At 56.4% G+C, this 25,928-nt stretch carries 31 protein-coding genes and 1 tRNA gene; all 32 read left to right on the top strand.

The features are described from left to right. Positions 1 to 1,191: elongation factor Tu (gene tuf / locus ACQUTG_RS16830; protein ID WP_428920491.1), on the top strand; the 1,191-nt coding region annotated here is incomplete at its 5' end. Between the two features lie 44 nt (positions 1,192 to 1,235). Further along, positions 1,236 to 1,311 (top strand) — tRNA-Trp (locus ACQUTG_RS16825). Between the two features lie 33 nt (positions 1,312 to 1,344). Next, positions 1,345 to 1,713: a preprotein translocase subunit SecE gene (gene secE / locus ACQUTG_RS16820; RefSeq protein ID WP_092006915.1), complete on the top strand. Its 369-nt coding sequence runs from the start codon at positions 1,345 to 1,347 to the stop codon at positions 1,711 to 1,713. Positions 1,714 to 1,726: 13 nt separating this feature from the next. Next, on the top strand, positions 1,727 to 2,260 hold the full coding sequence (gene nusG / locus ACQUTG_RS16815; RefSeq protein WP_428920490.1) for a transcription termination/antitermination protein NusG: 534 nt from the start codon (positions 1,727 to 1,729) through the stop codon (positions 2,258 to 2,260). 101 nt (positions 2,261 to 2,361) lie between these two features. Beyond that, the gene (rplK, locus tag ACQUTG_RS16810; RefSeq protein ID WP_008940662.1) at positions 2,362 to 2,793 is read left to right on the top strand and encodes a 50S ribosomal protein L11; all 432 of its coding nucleotides are present in this window, start codon (positions 2,362 to 2,364) and stop codon (positions 2,791 to 2,793) included. 1 nt (position 2,794) lies between these two features. Further along, the gene (rplA, locus tag ACQUTG_RS16805) at positions 2,795 to 3,493 is read left to right on the top strand and encodes a 50S ribosomal protein L1 (RefSeq protein ID WP_428920489.1); all 699 of its coding nucleotides are present in this window, start codon (positions 2,795 to 2,797) and stop codon (positions 3,491 to 3,493) included. Positions 3,494 to 3,716: 223 nt separating this feature from the next. Further along, a complete protein-coding gene (gene rplJ, locus ACQUTG_RS16800) occupies positions 3,717 to 4,247 on the top strand; it encodes a 50S ribosomal protein L10 (RefSeq protein ID WP_092006908.1) in 531 nt (176 codons plus the stop codon). A 39-nt stretch (positions 4,248 to 4,286) separates the two neighbouring features. Next, positions 4,287 to 4,664 (top strand): 50S ribosomal protein L7/L12, encoded by a 378-nt coding sequence (gene rplL, locus ACQUTG_RS16795; RefSeq protein ID WP_428920488.1) that lies wholly within the window; start codon positions 4,287 to 4,289, stop codon positions 4,662 to 4,664. 241 nt (positions 4,665 to 4,905) lie between these two features. Further along, complete coding sequence (rpoB, locus tag ACQUTG_RS16790) at positions 4,906 to 8,982, top strand: DNA-directed RNA polymerase subunit beta (RefSeq protein ID WP_428920487.1); 4,077 nt, start codon at positions 4,906 to 4,908, stop codon at positions 8,980 to 8,982. Between the two features lie 76 nt (positions 8,983 to 9,058). Continuing rightward, on the top strand, positions 9,059 to 13,273 hold the full coding sequence (gene rpoC / locus ACQUTG_RS16785; protein WP_428920486.1) for a DNA-directed RNA polymerase subunit beta': 4,215 nt from the start codon (positions 9,059 to 9,061) through the stop codon (positions 13,271 to 13,273). 165 nt (positions 13,274 to 13,438) lie between these two features. Next, complete coding sequence (gene rpsL, locus ACQUTG_RS16780; protein WP_008174844.1) at positions 13,439 to 13,813, top strand: 30S ribosomal protein S12; 375 nt, start codon at positions 13,439 to 13,441, stop codon at positions 13,811 to 13,813. A 115-nt stretch (positions 13,814 to 13,928) separates the two neighbouring features. After that, positions 13,929 to 14,399 (top strand): 30S ribosomal protein S7, encoded by a 471-nt coding sequence (rpsG, locus tag ACQUTG_RS16775; protein WP_008940668.1) that lies wholly within the window; start codon positions 13,929 to 13,931, stop codon positions 14,397 to 14,399. 18 nt (positions 14,400 to 14,417) lie between these two features. Further along, positions 14,418 to 16,523: an elongation factor G gene (fusA, locus tag ACQUTG_RS16770; protein WP_428920485.1), complete on the top strand. Its 2,106-nt coding sequence runs from the start codon at positions 14,418 to 14,420 to the stop codon at positions 16,521 to 16,523. Positions 16,524 to 16,557: 34 nt separating this feature from the next. Then, positions 16,558 to 17,754 (top strand): elongation factor Tu, encoded by a 1,197-nt coding sequence (tuf, locus tag ACQUTG_RS16765; RefSeq protein WP_428920484.1) that lies wholly within the window; start codon positions 16,558 to 16,560, stop codon positions 17,752 to 17,754. A 185-nt stretch (positions 17,755 to 17,939) separates the two neighbouring features. Beyond that, a complete protein-coding gene (rpsJ, locus tag ACQUTG_RS16760) occupies positions 17,940 to 18,251 on the top strand; it encodes a 30S ribosomal protein S10 (protein WP_004580743.1) in 312 nt (103 codons plus the stop codon). 76 nt (positions 18,252 to 18,327) lie between these two features. Continuing rightward, complete coding sequence (gene rplC, locus ACQUTG_RS16755) at positions 18,328 to 18,966, top strand: 50S ribosomal protein L3 (protein WP_428920483.1); 639 nt, start codon at positions 18,328 to 18,330, stop codon at positions 18,964 to 18,966. A gap of 11 nt (positions 18,967 to 18,977) precedes the next feature. Beyond that, positions 18,978 to 19,583, top strand: a complete 606-nt coding sequence (gene rplD / locus ACQUTG_RS16750) for a 50S ribosomal protein L4 (RefSeq protein ID WP_092005415.1) — start codon at positions 18,978 to 18,980, stop codon at positions 19,581 to 19,583. Continuing rightward, a complete protein-coding gene (gene rplW, locus ACQUTG_RS16745) occupies positions 19,580 to 19,873 on the top strand; it encodes a 50S ribosomal protein L23 (RefSeq protein WP_008174862.1) in 294 nt (97 codons plus the stop codon). The genes rplD and rplW overlap by 4 nt, the downstream gene beginning before the upstream one ends. A 17-nt stretch (positions 19,874 to 19,890) precedes the next feature. Further along, positions 19,891 to 20,718 carry a 50S ribosomal protein L2 gene (rplB, locus tag ACQUTG_RS16740; protein ID WP_428920482.1) on the top strand — a complete coding sequence of 276 codons (828 nt, stop codon included), beginning with the start codon at positions 19,891 to 19,893 and terminating at the stop codon, positions 20,716 to 20,718. Between the two features lie 24 nt (positions 20,719 to 20,742). Next, positions 20,743 to 21,018 (top strand): 30S ribosomal protein S19, encoded by a 276-nt coding sequence (gene rpsS, locus ACQUTG_RS16735; protein WP_007154011.1) that lies wholly within the window; start codon positions 20,743 to 20,745, stop codon positions 21,016 to 21,018. Positions 21,019 to 21,034: 16 nt separating this feature from the next. Then, positions 21,035 to 21,367 (top strand): 50S ribosomal protein L22, encoded by a 333-nt coding sequence (rplV, locus tag ACQUTG_RS16730; protein ID WP_008940674.1) that lies wholly within the window; start codon positions 21,035 to 21,037, stop codon positions 21,365 to 21,367. A gap of 11 nt (positions 21,368 to 21,378) precedes the next feature. Next, complete coding sequence (gene rpsC, locus ACQUTG_RS16725) at positions 21,379 to 22,062, top strand: 30S ribosomal protein S3 (RefSeq protein ID WP_064230338.1); 684 nt, start codon at positions 21,379 to 21,381, stop codon at positions 22,060 to 22,062. A gap of 12 nt (positions 22,063 to 22,074) precedes the next feature. Beyond that, positions 22,075 to 22,488 carry a 50S ribosomal protein L16 gene (gene rplP, locus ACQUTG_RS16720; RefSeq protein ID WP_008940676.1) on the top strand — a complete coding sequence of 138 codons (414 nt, stop codon included), beginning with the start codon at positions 22,075 to 22,077 and terminating at the stop codon, positions 22,486 to 22,488. Then, on the top strand, positions 22,488 to 22,679 hold the full coding sequence (gene rpmC, locus ACQUTG_RS16715; protein WP_008174877.1) for a 50S ribosomal protein L29: 192 nt from the start codon (positions 22,488 to 22,490) through the stop codon (positions 22,677 to 22,679). Before rplP ends, rpmC begins: the two co-directional genes overlap by 1 nt. A gap of 1 nt (position 22,680) precedes the next feature. Then, positions 22,681 to 22,947: a 30S ribosomal protein S17 gene (gene rpsQ, locus ACQUTG_RS16710; RefSeq protein ID WP_092005427.1), complete on the top strand. Its 267-nt coding sequence runs from the start codon at positions 22,681 to 22,683 to the stop codon at positions 22,945 to 22,947. A gap of 18 nt (positions 22,948 to 22,965) precedes the next feature. After that, positions 22,966 to 23,334 carry a 50S ribosomal protein L14 gene (gene rplN, locus ACQUTG_RS16705; RefSeq protein ID WP_008940679.1) on the top strand — a complete coding sequence of 123 codons (369 nt, stop codon included), beginning with the start codon at positions 22,966 to 22,968 and terminating at the stop codon, positions 23,332 to 23,334. Positions 23,335 to 23,351: 17 nt separating this feature from the next. Further along, positions 23,352 to 23,672, top strand: coding sequence for a 50S ribosomal protein L24 (gene rplX, locus ACQUTG_RS16700; RefSeq protein ID WP_092005430.1), 321 nt, complete (start codon positions 23,352 to 23,354; stop codon positions 23,670 to 23,672). Between the two features lie 15 nt (positions 23,673 to 23,687). Then, positions 23,688 to 24,227 (top strand): 50S ribosomal protein L5, encoded by a 540-nt coding sequence (rplE, locus tag ACQUTG_RS16695; RefSeq protein ID WP_113864164.1) that lies wholly within the window; start codon positions 23,688 to 23,690, stop codon positions 24,225 to 24,227. 12 nt (positions 24,228 to 24,239) lie between these two features. After that, on the top strand, positions 24,240 to 24,545 hold the full coding sequence (rpsN, locus tag ACQUTG_RS16690; RefSeq protein ID WP_092005436.1) for a 30S ribosomal protein S14: 306 nt from the start codon (positions 24,240 to 24,242) through the stop codon (positions 24,543 to 24,545). Positions 24,546 to 24,633: 88 nt separating this feature from the next. Continuing rightward, entirely contained in the window at positions 24,634 to 25,026 is a 393-nt protein-coding gene (gene rpsH, locus ACQUTG_RS16685; protein WP_428920481.1) for a 30S ribosomal protein S8, read from the top strand. Between the two features lie 9 nt (positions 25,027 to 25,035). Beyond that, positions 25,036 to 25,569 carry a 50S ribosomal protein L6 gene (gene rplF, locus ACQUTG_RS16680; RefSeq protein WP_092005442.1) on the top strand — a complete coding sequence of 178 codons (534 nt, stop codon included), beginning with the start codon at positions 25,036 to 25,038 and terminating at the stop codon, positions 25,567 to 25,569. Between the two features lie 9 nt (positions 25,570 to 25,578). After that, entirely contained in the window at positions 25,579 to 25,926 is a 348-nt protein-coding gene (rplR, locus tag ACQUTG_RS16675) for a 50S ribosomal protein L18 (protein WP_113864163.1), read from the top strand. Positions 25,927 to 25,928 lie beyond the last annotated feature (2 nt).

Genomic DNA, 25,928 nt, shown 5'->3' with positions numbered 1-25,928 from the left:
AAAGAAAAATTTGAGCGTAGTAAACCGCACGTAAACGTGGGTACTATTGGTCACGTTGACCATGGTAAGACCACTCTGACCGCTGCTCTGACTCGTGTATGTCACGAAGTGTGGGGTACAGGTTCAGCCAGCGCGTTTGACCAGATCGATAACGCGCCGGAAGAGAAGGCCCGTGGTATCACTATCGCGACCTCTCACGTTGAGTACGATTCTCCGACCCGTCACTACGCGCACGTAGACTGCCCGGGCCACGCTGACTATGTGAAGAACATGATCACCGGTGCTGCCCAGATGGACGGCGCGATCCTGGTCTGTTCCGCAGCTGACGGCCCCATGCCGCAGACTCGCGAGCACATCCTGCTGTCCCGTCAGGTTGGCGTTCCTTACATCGTTGTGTTCCTGAACAAGGCGGACATGGTCGATGACGAGGAGCTGCTGGAGCTGGTCGAGATGGAAGTTCGCGATCTGCTGAGCCAGTACGACTTCCCGGGCGACGACACTCCGATCGTAACCGGTTCCGCGCTGATGGCGCTGGAAGGTAAAGACGACAACGAGATGGGTACTACCGCTGTGAAGAAGCTGGTAGAAGCCCTGGACGAGTACATCCCGGAGCCGGAGCGTGCGATTGATCAGCCGTTCCTGATGCCGATCGAGGACGTATTCTCTATCTCCGGTCGTGGTACCGTGGTAACCGGTCGTGTTGAGCGTGGCATCATCAAGGTTGGTGACGAAGTGGAAATTGTTGGTATCAAGGATACCGTCAAGACCACTTGTACCGGTGTTGAGATGTTCCGCAAGCTGCTGGACGAAGGTCGTGCTGGTGAGAACGTTGGTGTTCTGCTGCGTGGTACCAAGCGTGACGACGTTGAGCGTGGTCAGGTACTGGCGGTTCCGGGCTCCATCACTCCGCACACCAAGTTCGAGTGCGAAGTGTACGTACTGTCCAAAGAAGAAGGCGGCCGTCATACTCCGTTCTTCAAGGGCTACCGTCCGCAGTTCTACTTCCGTACCACCGACGTAACCGGTTCCTGTGAACTGCCGGAAGGCGTGGAAATGGTTATGCCGGGTGACAACGTGAAGATGAGTGTTGCCCTGATCGCTCCGATCGCCATGGAAGATGGTCTGCGCTTCGCGATTCGCGAAGGTGGCCGTACCGTTGGTGCCGGCGTGGTCTCCAAGATCATCGAGTAACCTTCGGGTTACTCGATTGTAGTTGCACTGAGTTGTTTCGGTGCAGGCCAGTAGCTCAATTGGCAGAGCAGCGGTCTCCAAAACCGCAGGTTGGGGGTTCGATTCCCTCCTGGCCTGCCATTTTTTAACATCCGGATACATAAGCTGATTCCTATGGAGTCAAAAGCCGTTCAGTCAACCAGCCGTTTCGATGCTTTGAAATGGCTGGTTGTTTTTGTTCTGATTGCCGTCGGTGTCGTCGGTAACCAGTATTTCAGTGCCGAATCTCTTCTGTATCGTGTGCTGGCTCTCGTAGGTCTCGGTATTGTGGCGGCCTTCGTTGCCCTGCAGACCGATCGCGGTCGCCGTTTCGCAACACTGCTTAAAGAGGCTCGGGTCGAAATCCGGAAAGTTGTGTGGCCCACCAGGCCGGAACTTGTCCAGACCACGCTCATTGTTGTGGTCTTTGTGCTGGTTGTTGCGCTGATTTTGTGGGGTATGGACTCGCTGATCAGCTGGCTGGTCGCCGGATTTATTGGTTAAACGGGAGTGGGCAATGGCTAAGCGCTGGTACGTGGTTCATGCGTATTCTGGCTTCGAAAAGCACGTAATGCGCACTCTGAAAGAGCGTGTTGCGCTCAATGACATGGAAGACAAGTTCGGCGAGATTCTGGTTCCGACCGAAGAAGTCGTCGAAATGCGCGATGGCAAAAAGCGCAAGAGCGAGCGGAAGTTCTACCCGGGATACGTACTCGTCCAGATGGAAATGGACGATGCAACATGGCATCTTGTCAAGAATACCCCGCGGGTTCTGGGTTTCATTGGTGGCACCAAGGACAAGCCTGCGCCGATTACCGAGCGTGAGGCAGAGGCCATTCTTCGTCGCGTTGAAAGCGGCGCCGACAAGCCCAAGCCCAAGACCCTGTTTGAGCCGGGTGAGATTGTGCGCGTCGTTGAGGGTCCGTTCGCGGACTTCAATGGCGTGGTTGAGGAAGTCGACTACGATAAGAGTCGAGTCAAAGTGGCTGTTCTGATCTTCGGTCGCTCCACTCCGGTTGAGCTGGAGTTCGGGCAGGTCGAGAAAGACTGATCAGCTGCTGTCAAGCTGAAAGCTCGCGCGCTATGGCGACGCGGGCTTTTTGTGTCTGATAAGGGGAGCCGAAAGGCGTCTGAACCCACAGGAGATTTAACATGGCAAAGAAGATCGAAGCCTACATCAAGCTTCAGGTTGCTGCCGGCCAGGCCAACCCGAGTCCCCCCGTTGGTCCTGCACTGGGTCAGCGTGGTGTAAACATCATGGAATTCTGCAAGGCGTTCAATGCCCAGACTCAGGGTATGGAGCCGGGTCTGCCGATTCCGACTGTTATTACTGTTTACAGTGACCGCAGCTTTACCTTCATTACCAAGACTCCGCCTGCTCCGGTTCTGCTGAAAAAAGCAGCTGGCATCAAGAGCGGTTCCGGTCGTCCGAACACCGACAAGGTCGGCACCGTGACCCGTGAGCAGCTCGAGGAAATTGCCAAGACCAAGGAGCCGGATCTGACTGCAGCCGATATGGATGCAGCGGTTCGTACCATTGCCGGAACAGCCCGCAGTATGGGCCTGAACGTGGAGGGCCTCTAAGATGGCAAAGCTGAGCAAGCGTCAGAAGCTGATTCGTGAAAAAGTCGACTCCACCCGCGCCTACTCTGTTGACGAGGCTGTCGCGCTGCTGGCCGAGCTGGGCCAGAACGTGAAGTTCAAGGAGTCTGTCGACGTAGCCGTTAACCTGGGCGTTGATGCACGTAAATCCGACCAGGTTGTCCGCAGCAGCACTGTTCTGCCCCACGGCACTGGCAAGAGCGTTCGCGTTGCCGTGTTCACCCAGGGTGCTAATGCCGAGAAGGCCACTGCTGCCGGCGCCGACATCGTCGGTATGGAAGACCTGGCTGAAGAAGTCAAGAAAGGCAACATGGATTTCGACGTGGTTATCGCCACTCCGGATGCCATGCGTGTTGTTGGTCAGCTGGGCCAGATCCTGGGTCCCCGCGGCCTGATGCCGAACCCGAAGGTTGGCACCGTGACTCCGGATGTTGAAACCGCGGTCAAGAACGCCAAGGCCGGTCAGGTGCGTTACCGTACCGACAAGAACGGCATCATCCATGCCCCGCTGGGCAATGTTGAATTTTCTGCCCAGAACATCAAGGAAAACCTTGAGGCTCTGGTGGCAGATCTGAAAAAGGCCAAGCCTGCGTCGTCGAAGGGTGTGTATCTGAAGAAGATCACCATTTCGTCCACCATGGGTCCTGGCCTGACTATCGATCAGAGCGGTCTCGCTGTTTGATCCTTTGATCGATGGTTGCTTTGTAGTCTGGGCGGAAGCCAAGGCTGTCAAAGACCGCAGGCCCCCGAGGCGTTTCCGGTTTGCCGGGAGCGCCACAAGGGTTAAAGCAACGCCTGCGCAGACGGTGTGAAGACGTTCTCTCTGAACCCAAACACCGTTAAGGCGCCCGTAAGGGCAATAATGGGTTTGCCGGCAAGAGCCGGCGAAATCGAGGAGAAAACCAGTGGCAATTAGACTCGAAGACAAGAAAGCGATCGTCGCTGAAGTCAACGAGACTGCTGGTACTGCTCTGTCTGTGGTCATGGCTGACTATCGCGGTGTCACCTCCGGTGATATGACCGCGCTTCGTGCCAAGGCTCGTGCCGAGAATGTGCGTCTGAAGGTTGTTCGTAACAACCTGGCCAAGATTGCCATTCGCGGTACCGAGTTCGAGTGCATCGACGAAGCTCTGGTTGGTCCGACCATTTTGGCCTTCTCAATGGAAGATCCAGGCGCCGCAGCGCGTCTGCTGAAGGATTTTGCCAAAGAGAAAGAGGCGTTCGAAATCAAGGGTCTGGCTGTCGGCGGTGAGCTGATGGGCGCGGATCAGATTGATCGCCTTGCCAAGCTGCCGACGCTGCATGAAGCGTTGACCAAGCTGGCCATTGTTACACAGGCACCAGTTACCAAGCTCGCACGCAGCCTGAACGATATTCCGGGACGGATCACGCGTGTCGTAGCTGCAGTCCGCGACCAGAAGCGCGAAGCTGCTTGATTCTGTTGAACACCATTTTTACATTTTTGGGAGAAAGTCATGGCTCTGTCTAAAGACGATATTTTGAATGCAATTGCTGAAATGAGCGTAATGGAAGTTGTTGAGCTCGTTGAAGCTATGGAAGAGAAATTCGGCGTTTCTGCTGAAGCCGCTGTTGCTGCCGCTCCGGCTGCTGCTGGTGGTGACGCAGCTGCCGCTGAAGAGAAGACCGAATTTGACGTTGTTCTGACCGGCGCCGGTGAGAAGAAAGTAAACGTCATCAAGGCTGTTCGTGAACTGACCGGCCTGGGTCTGAAAGAAGCTAAGGAAATGGTCGACAGCGCTCCTTCTGTTGTTAAGGAAGGCGCGAGCAAAGACGACGCTGAAGAAGCTCAGAAGAAGCTCGAGGAAGCAGGCGCTTCTGTTGAGCTCAAGTAAGAGTCGGCTGTTGATCGACACCGTGCATTAAGCATGGATAGGCTGGTGGCTTTGCGCCACCGGCCTTTTTCTGTTGTATATGCTATAGAGTCTGGTGTGCAATTACAGGTTGATGTCAGATCTATAACCTACAGCCAGAGTCTTGTTCAAGACGGCGCGATAAGCCGAGCAATTCGGCCCCGAAGCAGAACAATGGTTGCTTCTTGATACCAGGTATCAGGTCTAAAGCTGGGGAATGCAGATGACTTACTCCTACACTGAGAAAAAGCGGATTCGCAAAGATTTTAGTAAATTGCCTTCCGTGATGGACGTCCCCTATTTGCTGTCTATTCAGCTGGATTCGTTCCGGGACTTCCTGCAAATGGAAGCCGCTCCTGAAGACCGCCGGGAAACCGGTCTTCACGCAGCATTCAAATCCGTATTCCCGATTGTCAGTTACTCTGGCAATGCCGCGCTCGAGTACGTGAGCTATCGTATCGGCGAGCCGGTATTTGACGTCAAGGAATGCCAGCTTAGGGGCGTAACCTATGCAGCGCCGCTGCGCGTGAAAGTCCGCCTTATCATTTATGATAAGGAATCGTCCAACAAGGCGATCAAGGACATCAAAGAGCAGGAAGTCTACATGGGCGAAATGCCCCTGATGACCGAGAACGGTACCTTCGTTATCAACGGTACCGAGCGCGTTATTGTTTCCCAGCTCCACCGTTCCCCGGGTGTGTTCTTCGATCACGACAAGGGTAAGACCCATTCTTCCGGCAAACTGTTGTATTCGGCCCGGGTGATTCCTTACCGTGGGTCCTGGCTGGACTTCGAGTTCGATCCGAAAGACAGCGTGTTTGTTCGTATCGACCGTCGCCGGAAACTCCCTGCGTCCATCCTGCTGCGTGCCCTGGGGTATACCTCCGAGCAGATGCTGGAAATGTTCTTCGACACCAGTAAGTTCTCTCTGGGCGAAGAGACCTGCAAGCTGGAGCTGGTGCCCAGCCGTCTGCGTGGTGACATCGCCACCTTCGACATCAAGGACAATGACGGTAACGTGATTGTCGAGGAAGGTCGCCGGATTACTGCTCGTCACATCAAGCAGCTGGAAAAAGCCGGTATTAGCGAGCTGGAAGTTCCGACCGAATACCTTTATGGCCGTGTCCTGGCCAAGGACATGATCGATCAGTCCACCGGCGAGGTTCTGGTGGAGTGTAATACCGAGCTGACCGAGGATGTAGTTAACAAGATCCTCGAGGCTGGTGTTAAGGAAATTGAAACCCTCTACACCAACGACCTGGATTGCGGTCCGTTCATGTCGGATACCTTGCGTATCGACCCGACCCGCACACCGCTGGAAGCGTTGGTGGAAATCTACCGCATGATGCGCCCGGGCGAGCCGCCCACCAAGGAATCTGCGGAGAATCTGTTCAACAACCTGTTCTTCTCCGACGAGCGCTACGATCTGTCCGCAGTTGGCCGGATGAAGCTGAACCGTCGCCTGGGCCGGGAAGAGAGCACCGGTGAGGGTACCCTGACCCACGAGGACATCATCGACGTCCTGAAGACCCTGATTGCCATCCGTAATGGTGAGGGTCAGGTGGATGACATCGATAACCTGGGTAACCGTCGTGTTCGCTGCGTGGGTGAGATGGCCGAGAACCAGTTCCGGGTTGGCCTTGTCCGCGTTGAGCGGGCGGTACGTGAGCGTCTGAGCCTCGCGGAAAGCGAAGGCCTGATGCCGCAGGACCTGATCAATGCCAAGCCGGTCGCGGCAGCGGTGAAGGAGTTCTTTGGCTCCAGCCAGCTGTCCCAGTTCATGGACCAGAACAACCCGCTGTCCGAGGTGACTCACAAGCGTCGTATCTCCGCGTTGGGCCCTGGCGGTCTGACTCGCGAGCGCGCCGGCTTCGAGGTGCGGGACGTTCACCCGACCCACTACGGGCGTGTGTGTCCGATCGAGACCCCGGAAGGTCCGAACATCGGTCTGATCAACTCGCTGGCCACCTACGCCCGCTCCAACTCCTACGGCTTCCTCGAGAGTCCGTACCGTAAGGTGGTTGACGGTGTGGTTACTGACGAGGTGGTGTATCTCTCCGCTATCGAAGAGAGCAACTACATCATCGCGCAGGCCAGTGCCGCAACAGACGAAAGCAAGCGACTGACCGATGAGCTGGTTACGGTTCGTCACCTGAACGAATTCACGGTGGCTCCGCCGGAAGCGGTCAACTTCATGGACGTGTCTCCGCGCCAGGTTGTATCCGTTGCGGCCTCCCTGATTCCGTTCCTGGAGCACGACGATGCCAACCGGGCCCTGATGGGTGCGAACATGCAGCGTCAGGCGGTTCCGACGCTCAAATCCCAGGTGCCGCTGGTCGGTACCGGTGTTGAGCGTACTGTGGCCCAGGATTCCGGTGTGTGTGTCACGGCCCGCCGTGGTGGTGTGATCGAGAGTGTCGATGCCGCCCGAATCGTGGTGCGTGTCAACGACGTTGAAACCGAAGCAGGTGATGCTGGTGTGGATATCTACAACCTCACCAAGTACACCCGTTCGAACCAGAATACCTGTATCAACCAGCGTTCCATTGTTCGTCAGGGCGATGTGATTGCCCGGGGCGACGTGCTGGCTGACGGCCCGTCTGTGGATCTGGGCGAACTGGCACTGGGGCAGAACATGCGCATCGCGTTCATGCCCTGGAACGGTTACAACTTCGAGGATTCCATCCTCATTTCCGAGAAAGTGGTCCAGGAAGACCGTCTGACCACTATCCACATCCAGGAACTGACCTGTGTGGCTCGGGACACGAAGCTGGGCAGCGAAGAAATCACCGCCGATATCCCGAACGTGGGTGAAAGCGCGCTGTCCAAGCTGGATGAGTCCGGCATTGTCTATATCGGTGCCGAAGTGGGGCCGGGTGACATCCTTGTCGGCAAGGTGACGCCGAAGGGCGAAACCCAGCTGACTCCGGAGGAGAAGCTGCTGCGTGCCATCTTCGGTGAGAAGGCGTCTGATGTTAAGGACACCTCCTCCCGTGTGCCGACGGGTACCCGCGGCACTGTTATTGACGTCCAGGTCTTCACCCGTGACGGCATCGAGAAAGACCAGCGGGCCTTGTCCATCGAAAAGGAACAGCTGGACAAGTACCGGAAGGACCTGAAAGACGAGTACCGGATCGTTGAAGGCGCGACCTTCGAGCGTCTGATGAATGCTCTCAAGGGTCAGGAAGTGATCAGCGGTCCGGGCTTGAAAAAAGGTGCGACTCTGGAGGAGTCCTACCTGGCCGAGCTGCCTCGCGCGGACTGGTTCAAGCTCCGGATGAAAGACGAGAGCCTGAATGAACTGCTGGAGAAATCCGAGCAGGGCCTTGAGGACCGCAAGAAGGAGCACGAAGCCCGTTTCGAGGACAAGAAGTCCAAGTTGCAGCAGGGCGACGACCTGGCTCCGGGCGTGCTGAAGATCGTCAAGGTTTACCTGGCGATCAAGCGCCGCATTCAGCCGGGCGACAAGATGGCCGGTCGTCACGGGAACAAAGGTGTTATCTCAGCTGTCATGCCCGTTGAGGACATGCCGTACGACGAGCACGGCACCACGGTGGATGTTGTGCTGAACCCGCTGGGTGTACCGTCGCGGATGAACGTCGGACAGGTTCTGGAAACGCACCTCGGTGCGGCAGCCAAGGGCCTGGGTGACAAGATCAGCCGGATGCTCGACGAGCAGCGCAAGATCGCTGAGCTCCGTCAGTTGCTGGACGAGATCTACAATCATTCGGACGAAGTGTTCAAGGTGGATCTGGATTCCCTGAGCGACAAGGAGATCCTGGAGCTGTGCGGCAACCTGCGCAACGGCGTGCCGATGGCAACACCGGTCTTCGATGGTGCCAAGGAAGCCGAGGTCAAGCGCATGCTGGAACTGGCGGACATGGACACTAGTGGTCAGGTCAACCTGTATGACGGTCGTACCGGCGAGATGTTTGATCGCCCGGTTACCGTCGGCTACATGTATATCCTGAAGCTGAACCACCTGATCGACGACAAGATGCACGCTCGTTCCACCGGCTCCTACAGCCTGGTTACCCAGCAGCCGCTGGGTGGTAAGGCGCAGTTCGGTGGCCAGCGCTTCGGTGAGATGGAAGTGTGGGCCCTGGAGGCCTACGGTGCAGCCTATACGCTGCAGGAAATGCTCACTGTGAAGTCTGATGACGTAAACGGTCGGACCAAGATGTACAAGAACATTGTCGATGGTGATCATCGCATGGAGCCGGGCATGCCCGAATCCTTCAACGTTCTTGTCAAGGAGATCCGCTCGTTGGGTATCGACATCGAGCTGGAATCCGAGTGAGCCGAATTGTTTTTGGCAGCGTGAGCGGGCACCGTGGGTGCCCGCCCGAGATTAACGCCATCCGGAGCTTTTACTGATGAAAGATTTGCTGAATCTTCTCAAGAGCCAGAATCAGAGCAAGGAATTTGACGCCATCCGAATCGGCCTGGCGTCGCCTGACATGATTCGTTCATGGTCTTTTGGCGAGGTCAAGAAGCCTGAGACCATCAACTACCGTACCTTCAAACCGGAGCGTGACGGTCTTTTCTGTGCCAAGATCTTCGGCCCGATCAAGGACTACGAGTGTCTGTGCGGTAAGTACAAGCGCCTCAAGCATCGCGGTGTTATCTGCGAAAAGTGTGGGGTTGAGGTCGCACTGGCGAGCGTGCGCCGTGAGCGTATGGGTCACATCGAGCTGGCCAGCCCGGTTGCCCACATCTGGTTCCTGAAGTCACTGCCGTCCCGCATCGGTTTGATGCTGGACATGACCCTGCGTGATATCGAGCGGGTCCTGTACTTCGAATCCTTTATTGTGATCGATCCGGGGATGACTACCTTGGAGAAGGGGCAGCTGCTGAACGACGAGCAGTATTACGAAGCCCTGGAAGAATTCGGTGACGAGTTTGACGCCCGCATGGGTGCCGAGGCCGTCAAGGAGCTGCTGGAAGGCATCGATCTGCAGGAAGAGGTTGACGCGCTGCGGGAAGAGATTCCCCAGACCAATTCCGAAACCAAGATCAAGAAATTCAGCAAGCGCCTGAAGATTCTTGAGGCGTTCCTGTATTCCGGTAACAAGCCGGGCGATATGGTAATGACCGTGCTGCCGGTTCTGCCGCCGGACTTGCGTCCGCTGGTGCCGCTGGACGGTGGCCGTTTCGCCACTTCTGATCTGAACGACCTATACCGTCGGGTGATCAACCGGAACAACCGTCTCAAGCGTCTGCTGGAGCTGAACGCTCCGGACATCATCGTGCGCAACGAGAAGCGGATGCTGCAGGAAGCGGTTGATGCACTGCTGGACAACGGCCGCCGTGGCCGTGCCATCACCGGCACCAACAAGCGCCCGCTGAAGTCCCTGGCTGACATGATCAAGGGTAAGCAGGGTCGTTTCCGTCAGAACCTGCTGGGTAAGCGTGTGGATTACTCCGGTCGTTCGGTGATCGTGGTAGGTCCGTACCTGCGTCTGCACCAGTGTGGTTTGCCCAAGAAGATGGCGCTGGAGCTGTTCAAGCCGTTTATTTTCTCCAAACTGGAGCACCGCGGCCTGGCGACCACCATCAAGGCCGCCAAGAAGATGGTCGAGCGTGAGGAAGGCGTGGTCTGGGACATCCTGGACGAAGTCATCCGTGAGCATCCGATCATGCTGAACCGTGCGCCGACCCTGCACCGTCTGGGTATCCAGGCGTTCGAGCCGGTTCTGATCGAAGGCAAGGCGATCCAGCTGCATCCGCTGGTGTGTGCCGCCTACAACGCCGACTTTGACGGTGACCAGATGGCGGTGCACGTACCGCTGACCCTGGAAGCCCAGCTTGAAGCCCGTGCGTTGATGATGTCCACCAACAACGTACTGTCGCCGGCCAACGGCGAGCCGATCATCGTGCCGTCCCAGGACGTGGTGCTGGGTCTGTACTACATGACTCGGGAGCGTCACGCGGCGCTCGGCGAGGGCATGGTGTTTTCCGATGTAAAAGAAGCCCATCGTGCCTACGGCGCGGGCAAAGTGGACCTGCAGGCCAAGGTAAAAGTCCGGGTCAAGCAGGTAGTCATCGGCGAAGATGGTGAGCGCACCGAAAGCTACAGTATTGTGGATACCACCGTCGGTCGTGCCCTGTTGTTCGACATCGTCCCCGATGGTCTTCCGTTCGAGCTGGTTAACCGGCCGATGGTGAAGAAAGCGATCTCTGCGCTGATCAACACCTGTTACCGCGATGCCGGTCTCAAGGACACCGTGATCTTTGCAGATCAGCTGATGTACATGGGTTACCACTACGCGACCCGCTCCGGTATCTCGATCGGTTTCAACGATTTCGAGATTCCGCCGGAGAAGTACGAAATGGTCGATGCCGCCTCTGAAGAGGTGAAGGACATCGAGAACCAGTACGCGTCCGGTCTGCTGACCCAGGGCGAGAAGTACAACAAGGTGATCGACATCTGGTCCCGGGCCAACGACAAGGTCTCCAAGGCAATGATGGAGCGCCTCGCGAAAGAACAGGTAATCGGCCCTGATGGCGAGCCTGTGCAGGGTGAGGACGGCGATTACCTGATGCAGGAATCCTTCAACTCCGTCTATATGATGGCCGATTCCGGTGCACGGGGTTCCGCGGCTCAGATCCGTCAGCTGGCGGGTATGCGGGGCCTGATGGCCAAGCCGGATGGCTCCATCATCGAGACTCCGATCACCGCGAACTTCCGTGAAGGTCTGAACGTACTGCAGTACTTCATCTCGACCCACGGTGCCCGTAAGGGTCTGGCGGATACCGCTCTGAAGACCGCTAACTCCGGTTACCTGACTCGCCGTCTGGTTGACGTGTCTCAGGATCTGGTGGTGACCGAGGAAGACTGTGGCACCGACGAAGGTCTGCTGATGACGCCGCACATCGAGGGTGGTGACGTTGTTGTGCCGCTGGGGGATCGAGTCCTTGGTCGTGTGACTGCCCGTGATGTGTTTACGCCGACCGACAAGGAAAATGCGGTGGTTCCGGCCGGTACGCTGCTGGACGAGAAAACCATCGAGATGATCGAGCGTGCCGGTGTGGATGAGGTCTGGGTGCGCTCCGCGATTACCTGTGAGACCCGTTACGGCATCTGTTCCAAGTGTTACGGCCGTGACCTGGCCCGTGGCCATCAGGTCAACGTGGGTGAAGCGGTCGGTGTCATCGCCGCCCAGTCCATCGGTGAGCCGGGTACCCAGCTGACCATGCGGACCTTCCACATCGGTGGTGCCGCAAGCCGGGCGTCTGCCGTGGACAATATCCAGGTCAAGCACGGTGGTACGGTCCGCCTGCATAACCTGAAGTCCATCGAGAAGACTGACGGTTCGCTGGTGGTGGTTTCCCGTTCCTCCGCATTGGCCATTGCCGACGACCAGGGTCGTGAGCGCGAGTGGTACAAGCTGCCCTACGGTGCAGTGTTGTCCGTGAAGAACGGCGACGCGGTCGAGGCCGGCGTCGTGGTGGCCAAATGGGATCCCCACACCCACCCGATCATCGCCGAAGCCGAAGGTGTGGCGAAGTTCGTCAACATGGAGCAGGGCATTACCGTCCGGACCCAGACCGACGAACTGACCGGTCTGTCCACCATGGAAGTGATCGATCCGAAGGATCGTCCTGCCGCTGGTAAGGATATCCGTCCGGCCATCCAGTTGCTGGATGAGGCGGGCAATGACGTGGAGCTGCCGGGTGGCGCTACCGCGATGTACTTCCTGCCAGCCAACGCTCTGGTCACCATGGCCAATGGCGCCAGGGTCGAGCTGGGTGACGTGGTTGCGCGGATTCCGCAGGAAAGCTCCAAGACCCGGGATATCACCGGTGGTCTGCCACGGGTTGCCGACCTGTTCGAGGCCCGTCGTCCGAAGGAGTCCTCCATACTGGCGGAAATCAGCGGTACCGTTTCTTTCGGCAAGGAAACCAAGGGTAAGAAGCGCCTGGTGATCACGCCGAGGGATGGCGATCCTTACGAGGTGCTGATTCCCAAGCATCGCCAGCTCAACGTGTTCGAGGGTGAAACCGTTGAAAAGGGCGAGGTGATCTCGGACGGCCCGTCCAACCCGCACGACATCCTGCGTCTGCTGGGTGTGGTCGAGCTGGCCAAGTACATCACCAACGAAATCCAGGACGTTTACCGTCTCCAGGGTGTTGTCATCAACGATAAACACATCGAGGTTATCGTTCGCCAGATGCTCCGCAAGGTCGAAATCACCGATCCGGGCGACACCACCCTGCTCTCCGGCGACCAGGTTGAAATTACCCAGGTATTGGAAGAGAACGAGAAGGTAGATGCCGCAGACAAGGAGCCGGCGAAATTCGAACGCCTGCTGCTGGGTATCACCAAGGCCTCCCTGGCCACCGAGTCGTTCATTTCTGCGGCTTCGTTCCAGGAGACCACCCGGGTTCTCACCGAAGGTGCGGTCACCGGCAAGCGTGATTATCTGCGCGGCCTGAAGGAAAACGTGGTTGTTGGTCGACTGATTCCGGCTGGTACCGGCCTGGCTTACCACAGTGAGCGCCGTCGCAAGCGCGAACTGGAAGAGCAGGGCGTGACAGCGGCAGATGTCGAAGAAGCTCTGAGCGCCGAACTCAACCGCGAAAGTTGAGTTCCGGCGTTGCCGCCTCCGGGTAGATACCTACCCGTGAGGTGGTTAAAAAGAGATCAGTCATCTTGACTGACCTGGGGCGCGGGCTTACACTTGCGTCCCTTAAATTTTACCCCCTGCACAGGGGGTAAGTTTCATTGGTATGGTTTTTTGGAGTTTGCTTACATGGCAACGATTAATCAGTTGGTGCGTAAGCCTCGTAAGCGCAAGGTAGCCAAGAGCGACGTTCCCGCGCTCCAGGCCTGTCCTCAGCGCCGTGGTGTGTGCACTCGTGTGTACACCACAACGCCGAAGAAGCCGAACTCTGCACTGCGTAAAGTGTGCCGTGTTCGTCTGACCAACGGCTACGAGGTTTCCTCATACATTGGTGGTGAAGGTCACAACCTTCAGGAGCACAGTGTTGTGCTGATCCGTGGCGGTCGAGTAAAGGACCTTCCGGGTGTGCGCTATCACACTGTTCGCGGTACTTTGGACACCCAGGGTGTTCAGAACCGTAAGCAGGGCCGCTCCAAGTACGGTGCAAAACGACCCAAGTCCTGATGTCCCACACGGGTGTCTTTTATCGTTGCTTGTCAGAACGGTAAGAGTAAGGCTGAGTAGCATTTTGCTATCTCAGGGGTTCCTGAAGACCTTTTAGATATATAAGGGCTTATCGATGCCTAGAAGAAGAGTTGCAGCTAAACGGGAGATTATTCCCGATCCCAAATTCGGCAGTGCACGTCTTGCCAAGTTCATCAACCACGTGATGGAAAGCGGCAAGAAATCCGTTGCAGAGCGCATTGTTTATGGCGCGCTCGACATTGTTGCCGACAAGTCCAAGGAAGAGCCGCTCGAGATGTTCGAGAAGGCCCTGGAAAACATCCAGCCGATGGTCGAGGTAAAGTCCCGTCGTGTGGGTGGTGCTACCTACCAGGTGCCTGTGGAAGTCCGGCCTTCCCGTCAGAACGCGCTGGCTATGCGCTGGCTCGTAGAATTTTCCCGGAAGCGCGGTGAGAAATCCATGGCGCAGCGTCTGGCAGGCGAGATCCTTGACGCGGCAGACAGCAAAGGTGCCGCTGTGAAGAAGCGTGAAGACGTTCACCGCATGGCAGAAGCCAACAAGGCGTTCTCTCACTTCCGTTTCTAATCAGCCGAGGTTTATATCGTGGCACGCAAGACTCCGATCAAGCGATACAGAAACATTGGTATTTGTGCGCACGTTGATGCGGGCAAAACCACTACCACCGAGAGGGTCCTGTTCTACACAGGTATTTCCCACAAGATCGGTGAAGTTCATGATGGCGCCGCTACCATGGACTGGATGGAGCAGGAGCAGGAGCGTGGTATCACCATTACCTCTGCTGCGACCACTACTTTCTGGCAGGGCATGGACAAGCAGTACCCTGAGCACCGGATCAACATCATCGACACCCCGGGGCACGTTGACTTCACTATCGAGGTAGAGCGTTCCCTGCGTGTACTCGACGGTGCTGTGGTCGTGTTCTGTGGTTCCTCCGGTGTTGAGCCTCAGTCCGAGACCGTATGGCGCCAGGCCAACAAGTATGAAGTTCCCCGCATGGTGTTCGTCAACAAGATGGACCGTGCCGGTGCCAACTTCCTGCGTGTTGTTGATCAGATCAAGAGCCGTCTGGGCGCGAACTGCGTTCCCATTCAGCTGCCGATCGGCGCTGAGGACGAGTTTGCCGGTATTGTGGATCTGATCCGCAACAAGGCCATCTACTGGAACGAAGCTGACTCTGGTGCGACCTACGAGCAGAAAGATGTTCCTGCGGAAATGGAAGACGAAGTCGCCATGTACCGCGAGCAGATGGTTGAAGCCGCTGCAGAGGCCAACGAAGAGTTGATGGAGAAGTACCTTGAAGAAGGTGAGCTGTCCATTGACGAGATCAAGAAAGGGCTGCGCCTGCGTACCCTGGCCAACGAAATCGTTGTTGCCACCTGTGGTTCTGCGTTCAAGAACAAGGGTGTTCAGGCGGTTCTGGACTCTGTTATCGAGTTTCTGCCTGCGCCGGACGAAGTCAAGGCCATCCGTGGTGAAGTTGATGACGAAGGCACCGAAGAGACCCGTCCGGTTGACGACGACGCTCCGTTCGCGGCGCTGGCGTTCAAGATTGCCACTGACCCGTTCGTTGGCACCCTGACCTTCTTCCGGGTTTACTCGGGCAAGCTGGAATCCGGCAATGCCGTATACAACTCCGTGAAGGGCAAGAAAGAGCGCGTCGGCCGTATGGTTCAGATGCACTCTAAAGAACGTCAGGAAATCAAAGAGGTTCTGGCGGGTGATATTGCCGCAGCCATCGGCCTCAAGAGTGTGACCACCGGTGACACCCTGTGTGACGAGAACCACAAGATCATTCTCGAGCGCATGGAATTCCCGGAGCCGGTAATCTCCGTTGCGGTGGAGCCGAAGTCCAAGGCCGACCAGGAGAAGATGGGTGTTGCTCTGGGCAAGCTGGCCCAGGAAGATCCCTCTTTCCGCGTTCGCACCGACGAAGAATCCGGTCAGACCATCATCTCCGGTATGGGTGAGCTTCACCTGGACATCATCGTTGACCGTATGAAGCGTGAGTTCAAGGTGGAAGCGAACATTGGTAAGCCGCAGGTGGCCTACCGTGAGTGCATCCGCAAGCCGGTGGACGTCGAAGGCAAGTTTGTACGTCAGTCTGGTGGTCGCGGTCAGTACGGTCACGTCAAGGTGAAGCTGGAGCCGCTGCCTCTGGATGACGAGGATGGCGAAAACTTTATCTTCGTGAACGAGATCGTTGGTGGTGTGGTTCCGAAGGAATACATCCCTGCAGTTCAGCAAGGTATCGAAGAGCAGATGCAGAACGGCTGTCTGGCCGGCTATCCGCTGCTGGGTATCAAGGCTGTCCTGTACGATGGTTCCTACCACGACGTTGACTCCAACGAGATGGCCTTCAAGATCGCCGGTTCCATGGCGATGAAGAAAGGCGCCCTCGAAGCGAATCCTGCCCTTCTTGAGCCGGTCATGAAGGTAGAGGTAGTTACCCCTGAAGAATACATGGGTGACGTGGTTGGCGATCTGAACCGTCGTCGCGGCCTCGTGCAGGGCATGGAAGAAGGCCCGTCGGGCAAGATCATCCGTGCTGAAGTTCCGTTGTCGGAGATGTTCGGTTACGCCACCGACCTGCGTTCTGCAACACAGGGCCGGGCGTCTTATGCGATGGAGTTCTCCCGCTACATGGAAGCTCCTTCGAACATTGCCGAAGCGATCATTAAAAAGGGTTGATCCCAGGACTTAAGTAACAGGAAGAGGTGTAACCGTGTCTAAAGAAAAATTTGAGCGTAGTAAACCGCACGTAAACGTGGGTACTATTGGTCACGTTGACCATGGTAAGACCACTCTGACCGCTGCTCTGACTCGTGTATGTCACGAAGTGTGGGGTACAGGTTCAGCCAGCGCGTTTGACCAGATCGATAACGCGCCGGAAGAGAAGGCCCGTGGTATCACTATCGCGACCTCTCACGTTGAGTACGATTCTCCGACCCGTCACTACGCGCACGTAGACTGCCCGGGCCACGCTGACTATGTGAAGAACATGATCACCGGTGCTGCCCAGATGGACGGCGCGATCCTGGTCTGTTCCGCAGCTGACGGCCCCATGCCGCAGACTCGCGAGCACATCCTGCTGTCCCGTCAGGTTGGCGTTCCTTACATCGTTGTGTTCCTGAACAAGGCGGACATGGTCGATGACGAGGAGCTGCTGGAGCTGGTCGAGATGGAAGTTCGCGATCTGCTGAGCCAGTACGACTTCCCGGGCGACGACACTCCGATCGTAACCGGTTCCGCGCTGATGGCGCTGGAAGGTAAAGACGACAACGAGATGGGTACTACCGCTGTGAAGAAGCTGGTAGAAGCCCTGGACGAGTACATCCCGGAGCCGGAGCGTGCGATTGATCAGCCGTTCCTGATGCCGATCGAGGACGTATTCTCTATCTCCGGTCGTGGTACCGTGGTAACCGGTCGTGTTGAGCGTGGCATCATCAAGGTTGGTGACGAAGTGGAAATTGTTGGTATCAAGGATACCGTCAAGACCACTTGTACCGGTGTTGAGATGTTCCGCAAGCTGCTGGACGAAGGTCGTGCTGGTGAGAACGTTGGTGTTCTGCTGCGTGGTACCAAGCGTGACGACGTTGAGCGTGGTCAGGTACTGGCGGTTCCGGGCTCCATCACTCCGCACACCAAGTTCGAGTGCGAAGTGTACGTACTGTCCAAAGAAGAAGGCGGCCGTCATACTCCGTTCTTCAAGGGCTACCGTCCGCAGTTCTACTTCCGTACCACCGACGTAACCGGTTCCTGTGAACTGCCGGAAGGCGTGGAAATGGTTATGCCGGGTGACAACGTGAAGATGAGTGTTACCCTGATCGCTCCGATCGCCATGGAAGATGGTCTGCGCTTCGCGATTCGCGAAGGTGGCCGTACCGTTGGTGCCGGCGTGGTCTCCAAGATCATCGAGTAATCTGCTCGTTTGATCCTGAAAAAGGGGCTGAATGATCAGCCCCTTTTTCTGTTTCAGTCGCAAAGTCTGCCCGACCTGGTCATACAGCATAGCTGTTGACAGGGTTGGGTATTATGCATACAATGCGGCTCCTTTTTTTGAAGGTCGGCTAAACAGTAGCTGCTACGAGTGGAGTTTGGTGCATCATGCAAAGCCAAAAAATTCGAATTCGGTTGAAGGCGTTTGATTATCGCCTGATCGACCAGTCCACGCAGGAGATCGTCGATACCGCCAAGCGGACCGGCGCTCAGGTGCGTGGCCCGATTCCTCTGCCGACGCGGAAGGAAAAGTACACAGTATTGATCTCTCCGCACGTCAACAAGGACGCGCGCGATCAGTATGAAATTCGTACGCATAAGCGTCTGCTCGACATCGTTGAGCCGACGGAGAAGACAGTGGATGCTCTGATGAAACTGGACCTGGCAGCAGGTGTAGACGTTCAGATCAGCCTCGGCTAATACCGCCCGGTATTAGTCTGTGTAACTGTCATAAGGCCATAGAGGGTGCGAGCCCCGTACACTTAAGAGGTGAAACATGGCAATTGGTGTTGTCGGTCGCAAGGCCGGTATGACCCGTATTTTTACGGAAGATGGGCAGGCGCTGCCCGTAACGGTAATCGAGGTTGAGCCCAACCGCATTACCCAGCTGAAAACTCTAGAAAGCGATGGTTATCGTGCCGTTCAGGTAACTGTAGGCAGCCGTCGTTCCTCTCGTGTAACCAAGGCGGAAGCAGGTCACTTCGCCAAGGCGGGCGTCGAAGCCGGTCGTGGCGTGTGGGAATTCCGTCTGGCAGATGGTGAAGGTGAAGATCTGGCCGCTGGCGGCGAGATTTCTGCCTCTGTCTTTGAAGATGGCCAGATGGTTGACGCCACCGGTCAGTCCAAGGGTAAGGGCTTCCAGGGTGGTGTTAAGCGCTGGAACTTCTCCATGCAAGACGCTACTCACGGTAACTCCCTGTCTCACCGTGCACCGGGTTCCATTGGTCAGAACCAGACCCCGGGCAAGGTGTTCAAGGGCAAGAAGATGGCGGGCCAGATGGGTAACGCACAGGTCACCGTGCAGAACCTGAAGATCGTCCGTGTCGACGCCGAGCGCAACCTGCTGCTGGTAAGTGGTGCCGTCCCCGGCGCAACTGGCGGCGACGTTGTCATCAAGCCTGCAGTCAAAGCCTGAGGAGCGGTGCGATGGAATTGACAATTACTGGTAGCGGCAAGGGAATCTCTGTTTCCGACGCTACGTTCGCCAAAGATTTCAACGAGTCCCTGGTTCACCAGGTGGTCACTGCCTACATGGCAGCGGGTCGTCAGGGTACCAAGGCTCAGAAGACACGTTCCGAAGTCAGTGGCGGTGGCAAGAAGCCCTGGCGTCAGAAGGGCACCGGTCGTGCCCGCGCGGGTACCATTCGTAGCCCGATCTGGCGCTCTGGCGGTGTGACTTTTGCCGCCAAGCCCCGCGACTTTGAGCAGAAGGTCAACCGCAAGATGTACCGTGCGGCCATGCGCTCCATTTTCTCGGAGCTGGTGCGTCAGGAGCGTCTGGTGGTGGTTGACGACATGAACGTCGAAAGCCCGAAGACCAAGGCCTTCAATGCCAAGCTGAAGGACATCGGTGTATCCAACGCGCTGATCCTGTCCGACAACGTCGAGCAGAACCTGCATCTGGCCTCCCGCAACATTCCCCACGTGGATGTTCGCGATGTCGCAGGCCTGGATCCGGTCAGCCTGGTTGCCTTCGAGAAAGTCGTGGTGACTGTTCCCGCTCTGAAGAAGATCGAGGAGATGCTGGGATGAATCAGGAACGTATTTACAAGGTCCTGCTCGGACCTCACGTATCAGAGAAAGCGTCTCTGGCGGCAGAGCGAGGTCAGGTTGTGTTTCGTGTAGCGCCTGACGCAACCAAGCCGGAGATCAAGAAAGCCGTTGAGCAACTGTTCAACGTCACCGTAGAAGGTGTTCAGGTTCTGAACCGCAAGGGTAAGCTCAAGCGCACTATCCGCGGATTCGGCAAGCGTAATGACATTCGTAAGGCTTACGTAAAGCTGGCAGAAGGTCAGGACATCGATTTTCTGGATGTGGAATAAGGTAAAGGGGTCGTAATATGCCGATCGTCAAAACCAAACCAACATCTGCCGGACGCCGCCACGTTGTAAAGCTTTACAACCCGGATCTGCACAAGGGGCGCCCCTACGAGCCGTTGGTAGAAACTCTGAGCAAATCGGGTGGTCGTAACCATTTCGGTCGCATCACCACCCGTCACATTGGTGGTGGTCACAAGAAGCACTACCGTGTTATCGATTTCAAGCGGACCAAAGATGGTATCCCGGCGGTCATTGAGCGCCTGGAATACGATCCGAACCGCTCTGCGCACATTGCACTGCTGAAGTACGCCGATGGCGAGCGTCGCTACATCATCGCTCCCAAGGGTATGCAGATCGGTGATCCGGTGCGCTCCGGTATCGACGCGCCGATCAAGGTGGGTTCCACTCTGCCGCTCCGGAACATTCCGGTCGGTTCCGTGATCCATTGCGTCGAACTCAAGCCTGGCAAAGGTGCCCAGCTGGCTCGCTCCGCGGGCGCATCCGTACAGCTGGTTGCTCGGGAAGGTGCATATGCCACCATCCGCCTGCGTTCAGGTGAAATGCGAAAGGTGCTTGTAGATTGCCGTGCCACGCTGGGTGAAGTATCCAACAGCGAGCACAGCCTCAAGCAACTTGGTAAAGCGGGTGCATCACGTTGGCGCGGCAAACGGCCAACAGTACGTGGTGTTGCTATGAACCCAGTTGACCACCCGCATGGTGGTGGTGAAGGGCGTACCTCTGGCGGACGTCACCCGGTTACTCCGTGGGGTGTTCCGACCAAAGGGCATAAGACTCGTAAGAACAAGCGTACTGACAAGATGATAGTACGTCGTCGTTCGGCCAAGTAAACGACTACATAGAGGTAATTTGCTGTGCCACGTTCTTTGAAGAAAGGTCCTTTTATAGACCTGCATCTGTTGAAGAAGGTCGAGGCAGCTCTGGAAGCTAACGACAAGCGGCCCATTAAAACCTGGTCCCGCCGGTCAACAGTCTTTCCGGAGATGGTAGGCCTGACCATTGCAGTCCACAACGGCAAGCAGCACGTGCCGGTTTATGTCACCGAAGATATGGTGGGGCATAAGCTGGGTGAGTTCGCGGCAACGCGTACTTATCGTGGTCATGCGGCCGACAAGAAAGCTAAACGCTGATTCTGAGGTAATAGAAATGGAAGTAGCAGCCAAGTACAAGGGCGCTCGCCTCTCAGCTCAAAAAGCGCGTCTTGTCGCTGACCAGGTACGCGGCAAGGCTGTTGAGGACGCCCTGAACATTCTGACTTTCAGCCCGAAGAAGGCAGCGGTTGTGATCAAGAAAGCTCTTGAATCCGCCATTGCCAACGCTGAGCATAACGAAGGTCTGGACGTAGATGATCTGCGGGTTTCCACCGTGATGGTGGATGAGGGCCCGACGCTCAAGCGAATCAAAGCTCGAGCCAAGGGGCGCGCTGACCGTATTTTCAAGCGCACCTGTCATATCACCGTCAAGGTCGCCGACAAGTAGGAGATGCTCAGATGGGTCATAAAGTAAATCCAACCGGCATTCGCCTGGGTGTGATCAAAGAGCACAACTCAGTCTGGTATGCCGACAAGAAGGAATACTCCAGGAACCTGCTGAATGATATTCAGGTTCGTGAGTTCCTGGACAAGCGTCTGGTTAAGGCGTCTGTCAGCAAGATTGTGATCGAGCGCCCGGCTCAGAACGCCCGGATCACGATCCATACAGCCCGTCCCGGTATTGTTATCGGCAAGAAGGGTGAAGATGTTGACCGTCTGCGTCGCGAAGTAAGCGACATGATGGGTGTGCCTGTGCACATCAACATCGAGGAAGTCCGCAAGCCGGACCTGGATGCCCGCCTGGTAGCGCAGAACGTTGCCGGTCAGCTCGAGCGTCGTGTGATGTTCCGTCGCGCCATGAAGCGCGCGGTACAGAACGCCATGCGTCAGGGCGCCAAGGGTATCAAGATCCAGGTAGGCGGTCGTCTTGGGGGTGCTGAAATCGCACGTTCCGAGTGGTATCGCGAAGGTCGTGTACCTCTGCACACACTGCGTGCAGACATTGATTACGCAACCTACGAAGCGCATACCACCTACGGCGTAATCGGCGTCAAGGTATGGATCTTCAAAGGTGAGATTCTTGGTGGTATGGAGCAGGTCCGTGCTGACAAGAAAGCCTCTGGGAAGAAAGGTTCTAAGTAAAGGGGCACTCTTATGCTGCAACCAAAACGCACCAAATTCCGCAAGGTAATGAAAGGCCGTAACACCGGTCTTGCGCACCGCGCCAACAAGGTGAGCTTCGGTGAATACGGATTGAAGGCGACCAGCCGTGGGCGTATAACTGCGCGCCAGATTGAGGCAGCGCGTCGTACCATGACTCGTCGCATCAAGCGGGGCGGGAAGATCTGGATCCGGGTGTTCCCGGACAAGCCGATCTCCAGCAAACCGCTTGAAGTTCGAATGGGTAAAGGTAAGGGTTCTGTCGAGTATTGGGTGGCTGAAATCCAGCCAGGCCGCATGCTCTACGAGATGGAAGGTGTTGCTGAAGACGTAGCACGCGAAGCCTTCACACTCGCAGCGGCCAAACTGCCGGTACAGACCACCTTTGTAACGAGGACGGTGATGTGATGAAAGCAACAGAGCTGCGTGAAAAGTCAGTCGAGGAGCTGAACAAAGAGCTGATCGACCTCCTGAAGGAGCAGTTCAACCTGCGCATGCGCAAGGCGACAGGTCAGCTGAATCAGTCTCACCTTCTCGGCAAGGTGAAGCGCGACATCGCTCGCGTGAAAACAGTATTGAACGAAAAGGCAGGACAGTGACATGACCGAAGCTACCCAAACTGCCAGAACTCTGAGCGGGAAGGTCGTGAGCAACAAGATGGACAAGTCCATCGTGGTTCTGGTCGAGCGTCAGGTGAAGCATCCGCTGTACGGTAAGTACATGAAGCGCTCTACCAAGATTCACGCTCACGATGAGAGTAATCAGTGCAACATCGGTGACACTGTAACGATCCAGGAAACCCGTCCGGTCTCCAAGACCAAGAGCTGGGCTCTGGTGGAAGTTACCGAACGTGCATCCAAGGTGTAATTCGCCCGGAGAACAACCATGATTCAGACTCAAACAATGCTTGAAGTCGCGGACAACAGTGGTGCACGCCAGGTTCAGTGCATCAAGGTCCTGGGCGGTTCACATCGGCGTTATGCCAGCGTGGGGGATATCATCAAGGTGACCGTCAAGGAAGCCATCCCCCGCGGTAAGGTGAAGAAAGGCCAGGTCCTGAAAGCTGTGGTCGTGCGCACCCGCAAGGGTGTTCGTCGTCCGGACGGATCCCTGATCCGCTTTGACGGTAACGCGGCGGTACTTCTGAACAATCAGGACGCACCGATTGGTACCCGTATCTTCGGACCGGTTACCCGTGAACTGCGTAATGAGAAGTTCATGAAAATTATCTCACTGGCACCCGAAGTACTTTAAAGGACCAGAGGCCGGTTATGAAAAAGATCAAACGAGATGACGAAGTAATCGTCACCACGGGCAAAGACAAAGGCAAACGTGGTAAAGTCCTGAAGGTTCAGGACGATGGCCGAGTGCTTGTTTCTGGCATCAACATGATGAAGAAGCACACCAAGCCGAACCCGATGCTGGGCACCCCGGGTGGCATCGTCGAGAAAGAAGCACCTATCCAGGTTTCCAACGTGGCTATCTTTAATCCGCAGACCGGCAAAGCCGATCGTGTCGGCTTTCAGGTGAAGGAAGACGGCAGCAAAGTGCGGATCTTCAAGTCCACGAACGAAGCTGTCGATAACCAGTAAGCGGTGGTGGTTACGATGCTAAACAGTAAAGAGCAATACAGTCAGGAAGTGGTACCCGCCCTGCAGAAAGAGTTCGGCTACAAGAACGTGATGCAGGTGCCGCGTATCGAAAAGATCACCCTGAACATGGGTGTCGGCGAAGCGGTTGGTGACAAGAAGCTGATTGAGAATGCCGTGGCGGATCTTGAGCGCCTGGCAGGCCAAAAGGCGGTTGTCACCAAGGCACGTAAGTCCGTCGCGGGTTTCAAAATCCGTGAAGGCTGGCCTATCGGCTGCAAGGTTACCCTGCGCGGCGAGCGCATGTGGGAATTCTTTGATCGTCTGGTTCACATTGCGGTTCCCCGCATTCGTGACTTCCGCGGTCTGAACCCCAAGTCCTTCGACGGGCGCGGTAACTACAGCATGGGTGTGCGTGAGCAGATCATTTTCCCCGAGATCGAGTACGACAAGGTCGACAAGATCCGTGGTCTGGACATCACCATCACCACTACTGCCGGTACCGACGACGAAGGTCGCGAACTGCTGAAAGCCTTCGGCTTTCCGTTCAAGAAATAAGGAACGAGAGACATGGCTAAGGTTTCCATGAAACAGCGTGAGCTCAAGCGCGAAAAGACGGTTGCAAAATACGCAGCCAAGCGTGCGGAGCTCAAGGCGATTATCAAGAACCCGAATACCAGCGACGACGAGCGTTGGGACGCACAGATGAAGCTTCAACAGCTTCCTCGTGATGCTTCTCCTTCGCGTCTTCGTAATCGTTGCCAGGTGACTGGTCGTCCCCACGGCGTTCTGCGCAAGTTCGAATTGTCACGGATCAAGCTCCGTGAATACGGCATGCGTGGTGACGTTCCGGGCCTGACCAAGGCAAGCTGGTAAGATAGGCCGCCTGACTTCGGTCAGGTGCCTGTTGGTAAGCGGTGCGGCAAGCCGCTGCACAACTAAAAAGATCAGGAGCCTCATACCAATGAGTATGCAAGACACGCTTGCGGATATGATTACCCGTATCCGTAATGCCCAGATGGCATCCAAAGCAGACGTTACGATGCCGTCTTCAAAAATGAAGATCTCCGTAGCCCAGGTCCTGAAGGACGAAGGCTACGTTGAAGATTTCTCTGTTTCAGCTGACGCGAAGCCCGAGCTGACAATTACTCTGAAGTACTTCGGTGGTAAGCCGGTTATTGAAGAGATCAAGCGGGTCAGCCGTCCGAGTCTGCGCCAGTACAAGGGCGCTGGGGAACTGCCGAAAGTATCCGGTGGTTTGGGAGTCGCGATTGTCTCAACGTCCAAGGGCGTTATGACAGACCGCGCCGCACGAGCTGCCGGCGTGGGTGGCGAAGTCATCTGCACCGTATTCTAGGAGATACACATGTCCAGGGTTGCCAATAATCCTGTCGTGCTGCCTTCCGGTGTTGAGGTTAAGCTGAACGGACAGGAAATTAACGTGAAGGGTTCCAAGGGAGCGCTTCAATTCACCATTCACCAGGCGGTTGAAGTAAAGCAGGAAGAGAACGTTCTGCGCTTTGAAGCCCGCAATGGTGCAAAACAGTCCCGTGCTCTTGCTGGTACGACCCGTGCTCTGATTAACAACATGGTCACCGGCGTTTCTACAGGTTGGGAGCGCAGGCTTACGCTGACGGGTGTAGGTTACCGTGCCCAGGCGCAGGGTAAGAAGCTCAACCTGACACTGGGTTTTTCTCACCCGGTCGAGTACGAGCTGCCCGAGGGTGTTACCGCCGAGACTCCGTCCAACACGGAAGTCGTGATTCGCGGTATCGACAAGCAACAGGTTGGCCAGGTCGCTGCTGAAATCCGCGCGTTCCGTCCGCCCGAGCCTTATAAGGGCAAGGGTGTTCGTTATGCGGATGAGCAGGTCAGACGCAAAGAAGCCAAGAAGAAATAAGGCGGGACTATGAGCGCGAATAACGAAAGATTGCGTCGCGCACGCAAAGTGCGCATGAAGATCCGTGAACTGGGTACTGATCGTCTGTGCGTTCACCGCACTCCGCGTCACATGTACGCCCAGGTCACTACTGCAGACGGCAGCAAGGTGCTGGCCTCTGCCTCCACGTTGGATAAGGAACTGCGCCAGGGCGCAACCGGTAACGTGGATGCTGCCAAGAAGGTCGGTCAGCTGATCGCTGAGCGTGCCAAGGCGGCTGGCGTTGAGAAGGTTGCGTTTGACCGTTCCGGTTACCGTTATCACGGTCGCGTCCAGGCTCTGGCCGACGCTGCCCGTGAAGCTGGCTTGCAATTCTAAGA

The sequence above is a fragment of the Marinobacter sp. DUT-1 genome, assembly GCF_050379415.1.
In the GTDB taxonomy this organism is placed as follows: Bacteria; Pseudomonadota; Gammaproteobacteria; order Pseudomonadales; family Oleiphilaceae; genus Marinobacter.
The sequence above is the reverse complement of the archived record's forward strand: the minus strand, read 5'-3'. Positions and strand labels throughout refer to the sequence as shown.